Source organism: Acinetobacter sp. D009, from assembly GCF_038562025.1.
GTDB lineage: Bacteria > Pseudomonadota > Gammaproteobacteria > Pseudomonadales > Moraxellaceae > Acinetobacter > Acinetobacter pittii.
In genome coordinates this window covers 1336941-1353592 of the sequence record NZ_CP151886.1, presented here as the reverse complement: position 1 = coordinate 1353592, position 16652 = coordinate 1336941, and the positions used below count along the sequence as shown (strand labels likewise).

General features: G+C 37.7%; 15 protein-coding genes. 3 read left to right on the top strand and 12 right to left on the bottom strand.

Annotation, left to right across the window (positions count from 1 at the left end; translation table 11 throughout):
- Positions 1-187: 187 nt before the first annotated feature.
- Positions 188-391 (top strand): hypothetical protein, encoded by a 204-nt coding sequence (locus AAC388_RS06310; RefSeq protein WP_002119766.1) that lies wholly within the window; start codon positions 188-190, stop codon positions 389-391.
- 160 nt (positions 392-551) lie between these two features.
- Here AAC388_RS06310 and AAC388_RS06305 read toward each other — a convergent pair whose 3' ends face one another.
- Complete coding sequence (locus tag AAC388_RS06305) at positions 552-1850, bottom strand: dicarboxylate/amino acid:cation symporter (RefSeq protein WP_002119617.1); 1299 nt, start codon at positions 1848-1850, stop codon at positions 552-554.
- A 457-nt stretch (positions 1851-2307) separates the two neighbouring features.
- Positions 2308-2868, bottom strand: a complete 561-nt coding sequence (locus tag AAC388_RS06300; protein ID WP_014207150.1) for a TetR/AcrR family transcriptional regulator — start codon at positions 2866-2868, stop codon at positions 2308-2310.
- Between the two features lie 138 nt (positions 2869-3006).
- Here AAC388_RS06300 and AAC388_RS06295 point away from each other — a divergent pair, with 138 nt between their 5' ends.
- Positions 3007-4209, top strand: a complete 1203-nt coding sequence (locus AAC388_RS06295) for an MFS transporter (protein ID WP_342371347.1) — start codon at positions 3007-3009, stop codon at positions 4207-4209.
- A gap of 39 nt (positions 4210-4248) precedes the next feature.
- Here AAC388_RS06295 and AAC388_RS06290 read toward each other — a convergent pair whose 3' ends face one another.
- The 8 genes from AAC388_RS06290 to AAC388_RS06255 form a co-directional block, all read right to left on the bottom strand.
- On the bottom strand, positions 4249-5400 hold the full coding sequence (locus tag AAC388_RS06290) for a sterol desaturase family protein (protein WP_342371346.1): 1152 nt from the start codon (positions 5398-5400) through the stop codon (positions 4249-4251).
- A gap of 131 nt (positions 5401-5531) precedes the next feature.
- On the bottom strand, positions 5532-6422 hold the full coding sequence (locus AAC388_RS06285; RefSeq protein ID WP_009391740.1) for a LysR family transcriptional regulator: 891 nt from the start codon (positions 6420-6422) through the stop codon (positions 5532-5534).
- Positions 6423-6510: 88 nt separating this feature from the next.
- A complete protein-coding gene (locus tag AAC388_RS06280) occupies positions 6511-7866 on the bottom strand; it encodes an MFS transporter (RefSeq protein WP_342371345.1) in 1356 nt (451 codons plus the stop codon).
- A 42-nt stretch (positions 7867-7908) separates the two neighbouring features.
- A complete protein-coding gene (gene salA / locus AAC388_RS06275; protein WP_342371344.1) occupies positions 7909-9186 on the bottom strand; it encodes a salicylate 1-monooxygenase in 1278 nt (425 codons plus the stop codon).
- Positions 9187-9363: 177 nt separating this feature from the next.
- Positions 9364-10737 carry a sorbosone dehydrogenase family protein gene (locus tag AAC388_RS06270; protein WP_342371343.1) on the bottom strand — a complete coding sequence of 458 codons (1374 nt, stop codon included), beginning with the start codon at positions 10735-10737 and terminating at the stop codon, positions 9364-9366.
- Positions 10738-10908: 171 nt separating this feature from the next.
- On the bottom strand, positions 10909-11328 hold the full coding sequence (locus AAC388_RS06265) for a PH domain-containing protein (protein WP_342371342.1): 420 nt from the start codon (positions 11326-11328) through the stop codon (positions 10909-10911).
- Between the two features lie 70 nt (positions 11329-11398).
- A complete protein-coding gene (locus AAC388_RS06260; protein ID WP_342371561.1) occupies positions 11399-13228 on the bottom strand; it encodes a DUF1302 domain-containing protein in 1830 nt (609 codons plus the stop codon).
- 100 nt (positions 13229-13328) lie between these two features.
- The gene (locus AAC388_RS06255) at positions 13329-13934 is read right to left on the bottom strand and encodes an alpha/beta hydrolase (protein WP_304396028.1); all 606 of its coding nucleotides are present in this window, start codon (positions 13932-13934) and stop codon (positions 13329-13331) included.
- Between the two features lie 290 nt (positions 13935-14224).
- On the opposite strand from AAC388_RS06255, the gene AAC388_RS06250 reads away from it, so the two are divergent.
- A complete protein-coding gene (locus tag AAC388_RS06250; RefSeq protein ID WP_342371341.1) occupies positions 14225-15235 on the top strand; it encodes an AraC family transcriptional regulator in 1011 nt (336 codons plus the stop codon).
- Between the two features lie 92 nt (positions 15236-15327).
- Here the strand turns inward: AAC388_RS06250 and AAC388_RS06245 are convergent, their stop codons facing one another.
- On the bottom strand, positions 15328-16338 hold the full coding sequence (locus AAC388_RS06245) for a putative sulfate exporter family transporter (protein WP_320562229.1): 1011 nt from the start codon (positions 16336-16338) through the stop codon (positions 15328-15330).
- Positions 16331-16639 carry a Rieske 2Fe-2S domain-containing protein gene (locus AAC388_RS06240; RefSeq protein ID WP_320562454.1) on the bottom strand — a complete coding sequence of 103 codons (309 nt, stop codon included), beginning with the start codon at positions 16637-16639 and terminating at the stop codon, positions 16331-16333. Before AAC388_RS06240 ends, AAC388_RS06245 begins: the two co-directional genes overlap by 8 nt.
- Positions 16640-16652 lie beyond the last annotated feature (13 nt).

The window sequence follows — 16652 nt, the reverse complement described above, 5'->3', positions numbered from 1 at the left end:
AGAAAAAAAGTTTTTATTTTTTAGTTACATAACACCACCATATTTTTATAAAAATGAAAACTGTTCTTTCTCTATCTTACTTTTTTTACAAGTTGCAAAATAAAACAAAGTTTTCCCCCTTTAAAAAATCTAATTAAAACCCTATTAATAAATAAGATGTAATGCCACGGATAGAAGGAGTTCTCACGTGAAAAAGGTTGTTAAAGCTAAAAATTTGATTGCGTTTCGTATTTGGTTAGAAAAGTTAGGGTATTCAGTTAAAAATCTTGCTGATGGAAAAGGTTTTACTTTTAGTTTTAAAAAAGAATATGGTTTAGTGACCTGTGATTTAGCAGGTAATTCATTAGCGATGCAATTAGGTGAAGAGTTTGAGGATCACTTAAAAGCATAATTTTTTACGACTCGATTTACAGTATTGTCTTTTTGAAAGATAAGTAATATTGCAGAACTTTAGAATGGTTTAATTAAAATATATTGTTAGATATTAAACAAAAAATCTGTAGCGGGGCTACTCTCCCAAATTGCCCTCAGCTACAGATTTTTTTATAAGATTATTCTGCTTTAGGGTTCTTTAAAGCTTTATCTAAAAGATCTTTATCTAAAGCTTTATCCCATCGTGCTACAACAATTGTTGCGCAAGCATTACCAACTAAATTTGTTAATGCACGGCACTCAGACATAAAACGGTCAATACCAAGAATTAAAGCCATACCTGCTACAGGAACCGCCGGTACAACCGATAGAGTTGCAGCCAGAGTAATAAAGCCTGCGCCAGTCACCCCTGCTGCACCTTTAGAACTTACCATTGCCACAAGAAGCAATGCAATTTGTTCACTAATTGATAAGTCAACATTACACGCTTGTGCGATGAACAGAGCCGCCATAGTCATGTAGATATTTGTACCATCAAGGTTAAATGAATAACCTGTCGGAATCACCAAACCTACCACTGATTTTTCACAACCTGCTTTTTGCATTTTATCCATTAAAGATGGTAAAGCTGCTTCAGAAGAACTTGTTCCTAAAACCAACCAAAGCTCATCTTTGATATAACGGATTAAATGAATAATTGAGAAGCCATTGTAACGGGCTACTGCTCCTAAAATCACTATGACAAACAATACCGCTGTAATATAGAACGTCATAATTAATAGTAATAAATTACCAATTGATTCGATTCCATACGCACCAATGGTAAAAGCCATTGCACCAAAAGCACCGATTGGAGCCAGCTTCATTAACATACCAACAAGGTAAAAAACTGGAGCTGTTAAGTTATTTAAGAAGTCAGTAATTGGACGTGCACGGTCACCCAATGCAGCCAAAGAAATACCAAATAACACCGCCACAAACAGAACCTGCAAAATCTCGCCACCTGCCAGAGGGCTAACTAAAGTTTGCGGGATAATATTCATGAAGAAGTCAGTAATATTTGTTGCATGCGCCTTTTCAACGTAAGTATTTACTTTATCGTTAACTAAGGTAGCGGGGTCAATATTAAGACCTTTACCTGGTTGGATAATATTTGCCACAATCATACCAACCACAAGCGCCAAGCTTGAGAAGGTAAGGAAATAAAGCATAGCTTTGCCAGTTACACGGCCGACTCGGCTCATGTTTGTCATACTGGCAATGCCTGTAACAACTGTTAAAAAGATGACGGGAGCAATAATCATTTTAACGATCTTGATGAATGCATCACCAAGCGGTTTTAAACTTTCGCCAAGTTCTGGGTAAAAATGACCAATTAAAATGCCCAAAATAATTGCAAAGATGACCTGTACATACAAAATTTGGTGAAACTTCTGTTTTTTCTGTACCGTTTCTTGGTCAAGGGTATTGAAATCCATTATCTAAATACCTTTTCGATGGGGATAAAAAAATAAAATATAAAGCGTGCACCACAAGCTGCTTTATCAAGGAAAAGCCATTGTAAAGAATAAAAAACGGCCTGTGTTATAAATTTAAAAAATGTCAAATTCAATAATCATGCAATAAATTATATAAAATCATTTTAATTTTCTAGTTTAAAAAAATAAAAAAATAACCAAAATTCACTATAAAGCATTATTTAATCTTAATATTTTAAATAAAAACATGCATAAAAATGGCTGTAGAAGTTTAATTGTCTAATACAGGTACAACATTTATTAAATAAATGATTTTATAAAAAACATGTAAATTATAAATTATGAAAATTTAGTTTTAAAATAATAAGAAAAATTGATATATAATTTTTTAACAAGATAAAGTGTCTCGTTTTTGTTAAAAAAATCCTACTAATAGGCTTTGATAAATTAATTCAAATTAGGGAGCGTTAAATAACCGTTCCAATAAAATGTGGACGTAATCTAAGCTTAAGGTACGTTCAGTGAATAAGATGCGAAATAGCATAGGGGCAATAACAGCTTCGATAATTTCTTCATTATTTATAGTGGGTTCATTACGCGATTTAGCTCTGGCTTGAATAATATCAAGTTGTTGAATAATTAAGGTTTCACATTTTCTTGCATTTGAAGAGTCGGCTGTATATAGCACATCACGCAATAATGTTTGACCAACTTCAGAAGAATACTCCTCAAAATATTGTTCAATCCATGCAGTGATATCTAGCTGAAATGAACCTAAATCTTTTGGTTCCATATCAGGTTTAAGTTCATTTAGGGCTACATCTGAAAATAGCTGATTAATATCGCCCCAACGGCGGTAAATTGTCGAAGGTGTTACTCCTGCCTCATGAGCGATCATAGGTATGGTAATCTGGCTCTGCTCTAAGGTTTTTTGAAGCTCTTTTACCGCTTGGTGCACCGCAGTTTGAATTCTTTCACTACGACCGCCAGGACGTAAGCCAGTAACAACTTTTGCCATTTATAAACTCTGTAAAAGGAATCAAAAAATTTATAAATATTTATATCTATATACAAAATACACTAAAGCTAAGGATTTGCTTTAGTGTGAAAATAATGTATAAAAGCTAAATATTCGCTTTTATGTTATTCATCTTATATGAACAATTCAAGTTCAAAACGGTCTGGATCAGTTTTTCAGTTAGATAGTGCAAGTGCATTGACACTTAATACAATCACGCTCATGACTTTTATGGCGGCGTCTAGTGCACCGACTCCACTTTATCGTCTATACCAACAGCTTTGGCAATTTTCACCTGTCACTTTGACTTTAATTTTTGCAACTTATGCTTTTACTTTGCTGGGTTCATTACTGATTATTGGTTCTTTGTCTGACTATATTGGACGCCGTCCTGTCATTATTGCAGCCATTTTTCTGCAAATTATTTCGATGAGCTTTTTCTTATTTGCTTCAGATGTTTCGATGTTATTTATTGCACGGGGCTTACAAGGAATCGCAACAGGGCTTGCTGTCTCGGCTATAGGCGCAGCAATTTTAGATTTTAGTAAGCTTCAGGGTTCGCTTATTAATAGTATCGCACCAATGGTCGGCATGGCTGTTGGTATATTTCTAACTTGTTCAATTTTGCAATTCTCTGCCCAACCGTTACAGCTTGTTTTTGAATTTTTATGTCTTCTTCTTGTTTGTGAACTCATTTTAAGTTTTTTTACTCCTGAAACAGCACAAAAAAGATCGGGTGCACTTGCCTCTTTAAAACCCAATATGGCTATTCCCCCACAAACAAAAAGTGCTTTATTGAGTATTAGTCCGATTAATATTGCTCTTTGGATGGTCAGTGGTTTCTTCCTATCACTTATGCCATCTTTACTGGCAAAAATTTTCCATACTTCATCGGCATGGCTAAACGGTATTATGTTTATAGCGCTAGCACTCTCAGGTGCGGCAGGTATATTAACGCTTAGAAAGTCGACAAATTATCGTATTTTATTAACAGGGACTCTTTCAATTGCTATTGGTTCTACCATTTTATTTTTAGCAATTAATCTTACAAATGCAATAGTTTTATTTCTTGGTTCTATTATTACGGGTGTGGGTTTTGGTACAGCTTTTATGGGCGCAATCCGCACAGTAATGCCGCTAGCTTTACCAGAAGAACGCGCAGGACTTATGGCTGCATTTTTTGTTGAAAGTTATTTAGCATTTAGTATTCCTGCAATTTTAGCTGGTTATTTTGTTGGGAAAATTGGGCTGATGAGTACAGCAAATAGTTATATTTGTTTTATTGCCTTACTGTCGCTTGTTGCCCTTCTTCTGATTTTTAAAAACTTTAAAAGTAAATAAGCCTATAAAAAATAACCTCTATAGAGGCTATTTTTTATTTTATTGATCACGCCAAGGTTTTAAAAACCGCTTTACATACTTTTTAAATGGCCATGTAAATTGTTTTATAAAACTATTTGGAATTTTATAACCTACCGTGCCATACACGCTTGCCAGATGATTTGGCATATATACACTTTTGAAGATGACATCATATAAAGGAATAAAAGCAGCGTAATTTTTATCAATGGCTGGTTTTTCTGAAGAATGATGCCAATGGTGAAACTCTGGCGTTGCGATAATCCAGCGCAAATATGGAAAACGAAAACGTACATTGGAATGAATGAAAATAGCGTGAAACGAAATAAAGATTAAATAAGCAAAAACAGCTGAAGTATGAAAACCTAACAAGAAAATCGGTAAAGTGGCAATGAAGCGAGTCATTAGCACTTCAATGACATGCAGACGAGAAGATGCTAACCAATCCATATATTCAGTCGAATGATGAATTGCGTGAAAGCGCCATAAGAAATTAACTTCATGCATAGCACGGTGCAACCAATACACCGTAAAGTCGACCACAATTAATAGTTCAATAAATTGCAGCCAAATCGGCTGAGCTTGTACATAAGGCACAATTGGATTATCAGGTAGATGCGTAATCCAATATTGAATCGGCATGACGGTTAAAAAGCTAAATAATTGAATGCCAATATGACTGACCATGAAATACTTCATATCGGTCACCCAGCCCACCCTTAATATTTTCTGTTCAGGATTTTTAGCAAAAAAACCTTCAAGCGGAATAAAAATGAATGCTAAAATGAATAAGGTCAGTACAAAATAATCGATACCTGCATAAAACGGTACACTTGGTAAAACGGGTGCTTCAATTACCCCACGCCCCAAAACTGCTGCTACAAGTGAAAAACATAGTCCGTAAAAGCCATATCGGTTTTGACGGACAATTGCACTAAATGCACCGAAACCAGCGCTAATAATAATGCCCGTAATCAGTCCATAATAAAAAAGATGATAATGTTTTGCGTAAAGAGGGCGGAGTTCTGGAGTCGTTAATACACTGGGAAATAAAAAACATAATGCACCAAATAAGCAAAGCAAGCTGAGTGACATGGAAATAAAGGCGCTGATTTTCCCTAAACCTGCGTTCAGTTCTAAATTCTCAAATTTTGCTCTTAATTGATCTGTCATGATTCATATACAATTCTTATTGTGTATAACGCGAATGCTATCAAAATTTAATAATAAATTGGAAAGAACTTTAACTTCTCAGATCAAAGCCATTAATCTGAAAATGAATTTTAAATAGCTGTAAATTGTTCTTATAAAACTTCAAATATTTGACCGACAGATTGAATCAGCCATTTTCTGGCAATAATATCATCACTACGATTAAACCAGTTCAAGCTCACTTTAAAAGAATCCATGGCAAAAGGTAATTCAAACATTTGGACATTACCATGAGCTAGATAATGCCGAGCTGCTCGCGATGGTAATGTCACCAACATATCTGAACTCTGCAAAACACCTTGTAAAACACTAAAATGTGGAACTTCTAAACGAATTCGTCGCTTCAAATCCATTGTTTTTAAATATTGCTCAACTTGGATATGCCCTGTCGATGACTTGATGGCAACATGATCTTCTTGCAAATATTGCTCTAATGTCAGTTGCTGCTGTAGCCTTGGATGGTCAGCTCTAGCAATACATACATATCTTTCTTCAAATAGAGTGCGTGTTTCTATTTTAGGCATTATGGTCTGCGTACTATTAAATACGGCTAGATCTAAAAAGCCATCAATAAGCCACTGTTCAACCTTAGACGACTGAATCTCTTCAATCTCAATTTGAATATAGGGTGCTGTTTTCTGCAAAAAAGCCATAAGACTAGGCAAGAGGCAAATCTCCCCAGCGTCCGAGAGTCCAATTCGGAAAGTTTTATTTGAGTTTTCAGGATGAAATTCCTGTGCTTGAGCAATCGCTGACTCAATATTAAAAATTGCTTGATGAAAAATCGGATAAAGCTCATGTGCAACTTTTGTAGGTTCGACGCCACCTCTGCTTCGGGTAAACAATTCATCATTTAACTGACGGCGTAAACGGTTCAAATTATAAGTTACAGAAGGCTGGCTCAAATTTAATTTATCAGCAGCTTTACTAATATGCCGAGACTCATAAATACAGACAAAAACTTTAATCAAACCTAAATCCATGGTTCTGATCCTTTAAATACTCTAAACAAAGACTTTAACTTCTTTGCTTAGAGTTTAGTTCCTTTATGGGAATAAAAGCGCTTAATTTTTATGAAGATATACTTGAATTCAGCATTACACGTTTAGTTCGATTACAAATACTTATGGCAATAACACTTAAGGTTGCCAGCACGCAAGGAATGGCTAACGCGATAAAATTATATTCAATCGGTAGATGTAAACTTAAAAGCCAGCCGCATAAAATCGGACCTAGAATCGCCCCAATACGACCTACACCCAAAGCCATACCAATCCCAGTACTGCGAATTGGTGAAGGATAAAACTGAGCCATATAAGCTAGCAATAAAATTTGCCCGCCGATAGACGCCGCTCCTGCAATGGCAATACAGAGATATAAAATGACCATAGGTAAAGCATAGCTCAGCAAGTAAAGTGAAATTGCTCCCGCTAAGAAGAGTGAACAAATTACTTTGCCTAAATGAAAACGATCAGCAAAGTATCCTCCAGCGATTGCGCCCAACATCCCACCCAAGTTTAGCGCTAGTAAAAAGACGAGACTGGTTGATAAATCATATCCTGCATCGACCATGAGTTTTGGTATCCAGTTACCGAGCGCATACACCATCAGTAAAGCCATAAATACACTCAACCAGAAAAATACAGTGACTAAAGCACGGTTCTCGGTAAATAGAGCAACCAAAGGCCGAATAGCAGTTTGTTGATTTTCTTGGTGTAATACGATACTCGTATGATCAGTTATGCTTTGTTGTGGTGTTAATTGTTGAAGTAAATCACGTACCTCTTTCCATTTTTTCTGGCGAACTAGATAATCAATTGATTCGGGTAAAAACTTCCAAATAATAGGTAATGAAATGAGTGGAATACCTGCCAGAATAAACATGATTTGCCAACCAAATTTAGGAACCAACCACATGCCTAAAAGCGCTGAACTCATCCCGCCAATCGCATAGCCGCTAAACATGAGTGATACTAAAGTTGATCGTAATTTCTTTGGGGCAAATTCGGTCATTAAGGCAATAACATTCGGCATTACACCGCCCAAACCTAGGCCAGCAATAAAACGATAAATAGAAAACTCTTTAGGACTGTTGGCAAAACCGCATAACACTGTAAAACCACTAAAAATGAAGACACACAGCATAATTAAACGCTTACGGCTAAAGCCATATGGCTCTAATTTGTCAGCCAAGCTACCGAAAATCATGGCACCAAACATCATGCCAAATAATGCAACACTGCCCAGCAATCCAGCAGTCATACTATCTAACTGCCAGTGTTGCATAAGCTTGGGTAATGCAACGCCATAAATGACTAAATCATAACCATCAAAAATAATAATGAGCGCACTCAGCAAGATCACCCGCCAATGTAATGGCGTTAATCTTGCATCATCAATCAATTGATTTGCATTTAGTTTTTCCATAATTGCTTTCCTTAGCAAATTGCGTGTAAAACAAAAATTTATTTAAATGGTTGCCATTCCTAGCTGATGTAATTGTTGCTGTGCTTCTGCAACATCCTGTTCTAGGTCGTGTTGCCATAACCAGTCAAAGCGATGCTCAAGATGTTCGCCAATTTCGGCAAACGTTGGGTACTGAGTCGAATAACACTCATAAATTTCGCCAGACTCACGAGAAGTTTGCTGAACACGAGAAGCACGTTTTAAACGGAGCTTTTCATATATCGAAGACACATCAGTTAATTGATCTGCTTGTAAGTTTTTTGTCGACAATAAGGCCGCGAGAATTAATGCATCTTCAAGACCTTGGCCTGCTCCAGCACCTTGATGAGGTAACATGGCATGTGCAGCGTCGCCCATGACAATGATATGACCTGAGATACTTTGATAAGTCGAAAGTTCTTCAATTTCATGTAAGGCCCAAATGGTAGGCTGTTCAATTAAATTGAGTAATGTTTGACAGCTTTCACTCCAGTCTGAAAAATCGGAAAGCATTTGAGCTTTATCGACAGGCTTAGTCCACGGTGTATCGGCTGGTAGTATTGTATCTTCGCGGTTTGAACAGAAAGCAACGATATTAATTTGCTCACCTTTACGAATTGGGAACGTTAAAATATGTTTGTTTTTGCCCAATAACATTTGGGGAATATCTGCTAAATCTGTATCGCCATTTACTTGTTGCAAAGCTTCTTTAAATGAAGCGTGAGAAATAATGCCACGATATGCCCAAGTTCCTGAAAATCGTGGATGAACTGGTGGTAAATGATGAGAAGCTAAAACATATTGGCGAGCCACAGAGCGGATACCATCAGCCCCTATCAAATAATCGCACTCATGCTGACCACCATCATTAAAGTGCAAAATCACCTGATCATCTTGTTCTTCAATCGCCTCAAGGCGTTTAGAAAAATGGACATTTTGCGTAGGCATGTGAGGAATAATGGCATCAAGAAAGTCAGCACGATGAACAGATGACTGCCCTACACCTGTCGCGATCGATGCTGATAAATATTCATCGGTATAACCATTGCGCCATTGAAACCAAACATCTTGAAATGGTGGCGATACTTTATCTGCAATTGCATGATATTCGTTAGCTAAACCTAACAGTTCAATGGCTTTAACTGCATTGGCACCAAAAGAAATCCCTGCCCCAATTTCAGAAAACTGAGGTGCAGATTCAAACATTTGGACATCTAAATGGGCGTGTTTACTTAAATTACTTGCTAAAGCCAGACCAGCAATACCACCACCGACCACGGCAATTCGAATATGTGTATTCATGTGTTTGTTCCTTAAACATCATTATCGTTTTCACATATTCATTTTTGAGAAGTTGGCTTATAAAGTCCAATTAGTATTTTTTTCGTTCAATTATTTAAAAATTAAATAATAGCCATTTGGGCGAGCCTTTATAAAGCTTAAAGACCACCCATGCTAATAAATGATCGTTAAAACACTTTATGGTGTGCCTGGCGGGGTTCCAATAGCATGTTTCATTGGAGCTTCATAAGTCGTCTCAGCAACTGGCGAAACGCGCCAAATCGTATTGCCCACATCATCTGCAACTAACACAGCACCTGAGAAATCAATTGCTACACCCACAGGGCGACCATACGCTTTGCCTTTATCGCTGAGGAATCCAGTCAAGATATCTTGCGGTGGACCAGAAGGTTGACCACTTCTAAATGGTACAAAAATAACTTTATAACCACTGTGAGGCTTACGGTTCCAAGAACCATGCTGACCGATCAATGCCCCACCTCTAAATTGTGGCATCAGTTCGGCTGCATAAAATGCCAGGCCTAAAGAAGCCGTATGGTTGCCTAGTGCATAGTCGGGTTTAATTGCACGAGCAACCATTTCAGGATTTTGCGGTTTTACTCGCACATCTACATGTTGACCATAGTAGCTATAAGGCCAACCATAAAAAGCACCGTCTTGAACCGAAGTCATATAATCGGGTACTAGGTCACTACCGATTTCATCGCGCTCATTAACCACCGTCCAAAGTTTACCGCTTTGAGGTTGCCAAGCCATACCATTAGGATTACGCAGTCCTGTTGCAAATGGGCGTGACTGACCACTTGCAATATCAAACTCTGTAATTTGTGCACGACCTTTTTCTTGATCTAAACCATTTTCAGCAACGTTACTGTTAGAACCAACGGTAATGTACAGCTTGGTTCCAGCTGGGTTAGCAATTACATTTTTGGTCCAATGATGGTTTAAGGCACCACCCGGTAAGTCCAATACTTTGGTTCCACTGGCTGTAATTTGAGTTTCTCCTTCTTGGTAAGGAAAACGCACCAGTGCATCCGTATTAGCGATATATAAGTTATTACCGACCAATGCCATACCAAATGGAGAATTTAAGTTTTGAAGAAATACTGTTTTCTGATCGGCAACTCCGTCTCCATTGGTATCACGAAGTAAACTAATACGGTTTGCGCTCGGATGAGATGAGCCTGCACGCCTCATCACAAAAGTCATGATTTTACCTTTAATACCTTTGCTGTCTTCCGGTTTAGGCGGAGCATCTGTTTCAGCAACCAATACATCGCCATTTGGTAATACATAAAGCCAACGCGGGTGCTCAAGTCCTTTGGCGAAGGCTTTGACCTTTAAACCTTCTGCTGGAGTTGGCATAGCGCCATTTGGCCAGCCCTCTGCTGGAGCTATATTCACTGTCGGTAATAAGCTTGATTTAGGCTGAGGAAGTTTTGGTTCTGGACCATAACTATCAGTAATTGGATATTGAGATGATGATGCACATCCTGCAAGTACACATACAACCGTAATGCCTAAAGTTGGCTTCAAAAAATCGTTAAGCATCTTTTATCTCCATTTTATTTATTCGCAATAAATACAGGTTAATGCTTTAGAAGAGAGACTTATAGTTGATTTATTTAACTGTGCTGAGCATTACAGACCGTATTTTCAAAAATCTAATACATAACTGAGTATTTATTAGGCACTTAATTTACTTTCTTCATTAACTATCAATTAGAACTTGGTACCAGAACTATTGTTTAAAGTATTTAAAAAGCTCTCTTTATCTTTGGGCGAGATCATTACTGTAGCCATTCTTCCATCTTTCATATAATAAATTTTAAGTCGATCTAGCGATAATGCTGGAGAAGAAAGTGGATTATGGGTAGGTTCAATTTGAGTAATATCATCAATATGAATTTTCCATCGGAATACCAAACTCTTAATCATTAAAGTGTTGTTTTCTACCACATAATAAGTATTAAAGATGGGGAACCAAATAAGAAAAATGATTAAACTATAAATGACGAGATATGGAAAATTTGAAGCTAAAGAATAATGATGATTTGCTTCATAAATTTTCATAAGGATATTGGCAGTGATCACAACAAATATTAATAAAAGCCACCAATCAATTTTTGATCTAAATTTCAAAAGTTATCCTCCACGTCTAAATATCATTTATAACGAGTCTTTCTATATATTTTTTAATAAAATAATTGAACTAAAAATTAGCTTTAAATGTTAATGATACAAAATCTCGATCATCTATGGTGCTAAATTCATTAGAACCAAAAAAGTTATTATAGGCAATCTCTGTTGTATATTTTTGCTGATAAGTCATAGATAAAGCCGCACTTACACTCATTTGCCCTTCTTGAAAGTTTTGGCTATATCCATAAACATCATGTCTAAAACTAAGACTTGGCGTAATCACTGTAGAAGGTAAAATATCTTGATAATTTAATGCGCCACGTAGTCGGTAACCAAATGACCATTCATTAAAAAAACCGTTTTTATTACAAAAGCGTTCATTTAAATTGTCTATTTCTGCATTGGTAAGATGGGCTGTACCATACGGCGTACATTTAAACTCACCTGTTTCAGGATTATAAGCCCCTGTTGAAAGTTCACTACGGCCAAATGCTCCTGTCCGACCAAGCCGATGATTAGCAATATCTGCAATATGGTTTAAGGCAAACTCTGTAGACCATGTCATCGAATTTGCACCCCAAATATTGAATATGCTGTCAGTTGCTCCAACCGAAAATTGTGTTACGGGTAAGCGTACATATCCTTGAATATATTGAACTAATTCAACAGTTTTTCCCGGCGGTGCAAATGGTGTTCCTTCCGATAGCACTTGAGCATAGACAATGTCTGTACCGTTTAGTTGTAAAGGTTGATTAGGTTTGTGGGTTAATTCACTAAAAACGGTTGTTGTTCCAACTTTCCCAGTCAAACTTAATCCAAACATTTTGATATTTTCAGGATAGATAGAAAAATAACTCGCGGTATTAAAATGTTCGGGTCCTGCTGCTGTTACAGCGGTTCCATCAAAGTTTGCATTACGGCTATGGTAGTTCGCATAGTAAATACCTAGCTCAGCATTATTTAAACTGGGTAATGTCTGTTTTAAAGCAATACCATATTGGCCATTGTCCTTTGCTTTTCTACTTTCTGCACGTGGAATATAGGTACGTAAACGAGTTGCGGTATCTGATAATTTATCTCCACCTCCAGCAATCAGAACTGGACCTGCATTTTCGGGCACAAAGTCTGAAATCTCAAAGAAAGTTCCGTTACCATCAACAACTGAAGGTCTAAATTTAAATTGATAGAACCCTTCTATTTTCAAATTTTTATTAATGCTTGTGTCGAACGAAAACATTTCGGTTGGAATGATTCTTTCTTTTGCATCACCACCCGGTCGGTTAATTGCAGCAAAATCAAATGCACTCACCGAATTTAAACCGTTTTGAAAAAACTGAGATTTCCCCCAATTTAAAGTCTGTTTGCCTAATTTTAAATTGATGCTTTTTCCATCGTCTAATTCAAAATCTTTCCATATATAGGCATTCCATAAATCAATACCTTTGAACTTTGCGAGCCTTGGCCACGCTGAATCATTAAAGGGTTTAAAGTCTCCGTGTCCTGTCTCATAAGCATGGTCATACCAGTATTTAGTGCTAATGACCGCACCCTGCTGTTTTCCATTTAGTTTAACTTCAGTTATACCTCTGATAATCTGTGAAATGGCATCATATTTACTAAAATTCATACGCCCATCATCACCATTCACATCAATGCTGGCGCCTTGTTTGCCTATTTTGTTTGCGTCAGGCCGATAAAGTAATGAAACGGATGGATCTTGTGTACTCCAACTGGCACCTAAGCTTAATGTCGTTTTTGTCTCGAACCTCCAGTCTTTATCAATATCAAAATTCGCTGCGCTCGCTTTAGACATGAATAAAATTAGGCTTAATGAGACACCTATTTTTTGAATATATAAAACGTGATTATTTCTTTGATTTAAATAGACGTAATGACCCATCATATTATCTCCCTATAAATATGATTTTTCTTATTTATTGCTTATTACTCAAAGCCATCCATTGGCTTTAAATGGTTTACATAAGCAGGTATTTTTTGTACTAGGCAGGTTGTTCGACCTGATCTAACTGTTGAATGAATTGTTCAGCTAAAGGCCAATAGCCAAAGCCAGATGCAGGGTTTAAATGACCCACTTCACCCAAATTTACGAGTTGACTCCCCCACTTTTCTGCCATTTCACTTACAGCTTCATAACGAGCTAAATGGTCATTGGTGCTTGCAACCAAAATGCTGGGAAAAGGTAGTTCTTGATCTGGTAAAGGACTCCATCCTTCTTGATGAAGTACGGTTGGGCTTGGATAATTTTCTGGCCAGCTTTCGTTTAAGTCAGGTGGAGCTACAAGTAAAGCACCCTGAATTGGTCTTTGATATGTTGCAGCCCAGTGTATTGACATCAGCACACCTGCGCTGTGTGCAACTAAAATAACAGGCCCTTGTATTTGTTCGAGTTGTGCCTGAATAGCAGCAACTCTATTTTCACAATTGAGTTTATTAGTTTCTACAGGTGGTACAGAGCGAACCTTTGCTAGCTTTGTTTCTAAGATCGTTTGCCAATGCTCGGGAACATGATCGCGCAACCCCGGAATAATTAAAATTGTTGCTTTGGTTTGTATTTTTTCCATTTCGACGCCTGTGAATTTTGCCATCTAGGAGGCTTAAGAATTTTTATAAAACTCCATTCACAATAAAGGCTCATTTCAGTTAATGGTGTACATAAGACGTCACGGACTTTTCATTTGACGACACATCTTTTTAAAATTTCGTAAATTAATTAAATTAGTTTTTGTAATTACAAATGAATTAAAAGAATAACTTTAAAATTGAATCGACATCATGATTAGGCGCTTAAATAAAAGCTTTTGTAATGTGGATATTTTAGTTATAACTAGATATGAGCTGTAAGGAATATGGCTGATTAAGAACAGGAGATAATAAAATGGTGCCTCTTGCGCATACCGCCTCTTTAAAAAATTATTTGGCAGTTGCTCAGCAATTAGATCTAAATCCCTACCATTTATTATCACGTGTTGGGCTTAGCCAAACTCAATTGAATGATCTTAAACAACGTATTCCTGTAGATAAAGCCATTACTTTGCTTGAAGACTCAGCCCAGATGAGTAACTGTGATGTTTTCGGTTTACATATGGCAGAGCAACGCGAAATCGCGGATTTTGGTGAACTAAGCTTATTATTAAGTTACCAATATACTTTGAGAGAAGCGCTGCAAACGATTGTTCGTTATAGAAATTTACTGAATAACTCACTTGAAATATATATAGAAGAAATTGATGATACGGTTGTTATTCGAGAAGAAGTTATAACTACAACTTGCGGGTATAGTCGCCAAGCGACGGAACTTGCTTTAGGAATCACCCATCGTTTTTGTGCAGCACTCATGATGCAAAAATGGCGGCCGTTAAGTGTACACTTCACTCATAACCCGCCTAGTGATTTAACTTTGCATCGGCGGATTTTTGGCTGTGCGCTCGAGTTCGGTAGTGACTTTAATGGCATTGTTTGTACGGCAGCCGAACTTGATACAACAAACCCTCAAGCAAATTTGGCTATGGCTAACCATGCGCAGCGCTATTTAGATATTTTGCAGAATAGTAATGAATCGACCATGATTTTTGATATTCGTAAAAGTATTTATCTTCTTTTGCCAATGGGCCGCGCTACGGTTGATCAAGTCGCTCAAACACATGGTATGCATGTTCGGACCTTGCAGCGTCGATTAGAAGAAGCTCAGACGAGTTTTAGTGATTTAATGAATGAAGTACGCAAAGATCTCGTATTTCGTTATTTAAAAAATCTAAATTATTCACTCGCTCAAGTGTCTGATATTTTAGGTTACTCAATGCCGAGTTCTTTTACACGGTGGTTCATTAGCCAATTTGGTATGTCACCGAATATGTGGCGTAGTCACAATAAAGCCCTGCTCAATTAATTTCTCTTTATGTGAAGCCCAATGAAGTCATTTAAAATATAAGGAAGCTGGAGAACTATTCCATAACTTCCTTAAAAATTTAATTTTTAAAATTAAAACCACAAGCGCATAAGCCCAAGAACTAACACCACTAAAAAGATGCTTTCGCCGATCATTAAAAGAATTGGTTTAATGCCAACCGATGCTAATTCTTTTAACTGAGTTTTCATTCCTAAAGCACTAATTGCAATGACTAAAAACCAGCGTGATAAATCATTAATTCCATTTTGAACGATAGTCGGCACCCATCCTGTACTGTTAATACAAGCGAGTAGTAGAAAGCCAACGGCAAACCAAGGCAGCAATGGTGGCCGCTCCCCTGTTGAATCAGCACCTTGCATACGGGTAATCATGGCTGCACAAACGATTACTGGAAGCAGCATCGCCACACGCATCAGTTTAACAACAGTCGCCGTATCCCCCGTTTGGGTAGACATGCTATAACCAGCGCCCACCACTTGCGCTACATCGTGAATCGTAGCACCAAGAAACACACCAGCCGCTTGTGGCGATAACTCTAGCCACTTCGCAATCATGGGATAGACAATCATTGCAAAGGTTGAAAGTGCCGAAACGCCAATCACGGTAAACAAGGTCGCTTTTTCTTTTTGCGGATGATTTGGAAAAGCAGCGGATAGCGCCAGTGCGGCTGAGGCACCGCAGATTGCCGTTGATCCACCAGTGAGCATGCCAAATAGTTTTTGGAAACCTAAAATTTTAGCGGCAATAACAGAAACGGCGATTGTGACAATAACCAGAGTAACGACTAACGCAACAGGTTGCCAACCTAGTGCGGTAATTTGCCCCAAAGTTATACGCATGCCGAGTAACGCGATGCCCATCCTCAGCACACTACGTGCGGTGAACTCGATACCTGCCTTACATTTACTTTCAGCCGCTAAAAAATTCACGCTCATGCCGAGCAATAGTGCAAAAAGCATGACTGGCGCACCATAGTGCTCTGATAAAAAACAGGCAGCCGCAGCAACGACCGAACTGACCACAAAGCCTGGCGCTAATTCTCTTGTACGCTGGGAAAAATTTTTCAAAACTAAACTACTCATGATTTTCCCCACACCCCATCACAATAAATACCTTGTCCTCGATCACTTCTACGGGATAGGTTGCAACTTTGAGATGAGCAGAATTAACTAAACAACCATTTGTTAAATCAAAACGTAGACCATGGGCACAGCACTGAATCACTCGACCTTCTAGACGTCCACTAAATAGTGATGCGCCCTGATGAGGACAGCTGTCATCGATTGCATAAAATTGAGCCGCAACGTTAAATAATGCGAGAGTTTTATCTCCAATTTTTAAAAAAGCCCGCTCACCTGAATTCGGTATTTTCTCAAAAGGCACTTCAAATCGGTTG

Excerpts from the sequence above, each read along its gene's own strand:
- AAC388_RS06285 (WP_009391740.1), bottom strand. The coding sequence starts at position 6,422 with ATGGATTTAGGTTTGATTAAAGTTTTTGTCTGTATTTATGAGTCTCGG.
- AAC388_RS06270 (WP_342371343.1), bottom strand. The coding sequence starts at position 10,737 with ATGCTTAACGATTTTTTGAAGCCAACTTTAGGCATTACGGTTGTATGT.
- AAC388_RS06305 (WP_002119617.1), bottom strand. The coding sequence starts at position 1,850 with ATGGATTTCAATACCCTTGACCAAGAAACGGTACAGAAAAAACAGAAG.
- AAC388_RS06300 (WP_014207150.1), bottom strand. The coding sequence starts at position 2,868 with ATGGCAAAAGTTGTTACTGGCTTACGTCCTGGCGGTCGTAGTGAAAGA.
- AAC388_RS06295 (WP_342371347.1), top strand. The coding sequence starts at position 3,007 with ATGAACAATTCAAGTTCAAAACGGTCTGGATCAGTTTTTCAGTTAGAT.
- AAC388_RS06290 (WP_342371346.1), bottom strand. The coding sequence starts at position 5,400 with ATGACAGATCAATTAAGAGCAAAATTTGAGAATTTAGAACTGAACGCA.
- AAC388_RS06250 (WP_342371341.1), top strand. The coding sequence starts at position 14,225 with ATGGTGCCTCTTGCGCATACCGCCTCTTTAAAAAATTATTTGGCAGTT.
- AAC388_RS06280 (WP_342371345.1), bottom strand. The coding sequence starts at position 7,866 with ATGGAAAAACTAAATGCAAATCAATTGATTGATGATGCAAGATTAACG.
- AAC388_RS06260 (WP_342371561.1), bottom strand. The coding sequence starts at position 13,228 with ATGGGTCATTACGTCTATTTAAATCAAAGAAATAATCACGTTTTATAT.
- salA (WP_342371344.1), bottom strand. The coding sequence starts at position 9,186 with ATGAATACACATATTCGAATTGCCGTGGTCGGTGGTGGTATTGCTGGT.
- AAC388_RS06245 (WP_320562229.1), bottom strand. The coding sequence starts at position 16,338 with ATGAGTAGTTTAGTTTTGAAAAATTTTTCCCAGCGTACAAGAGAATTA.
- AAC388_RS06255 (WP_304396028.1), bottom strand. The coding sequence starts at position 13,934 with ATGGCAAAATTCACAGGCGTCGAAATGGAAAAAATACAAACCAAAGCA.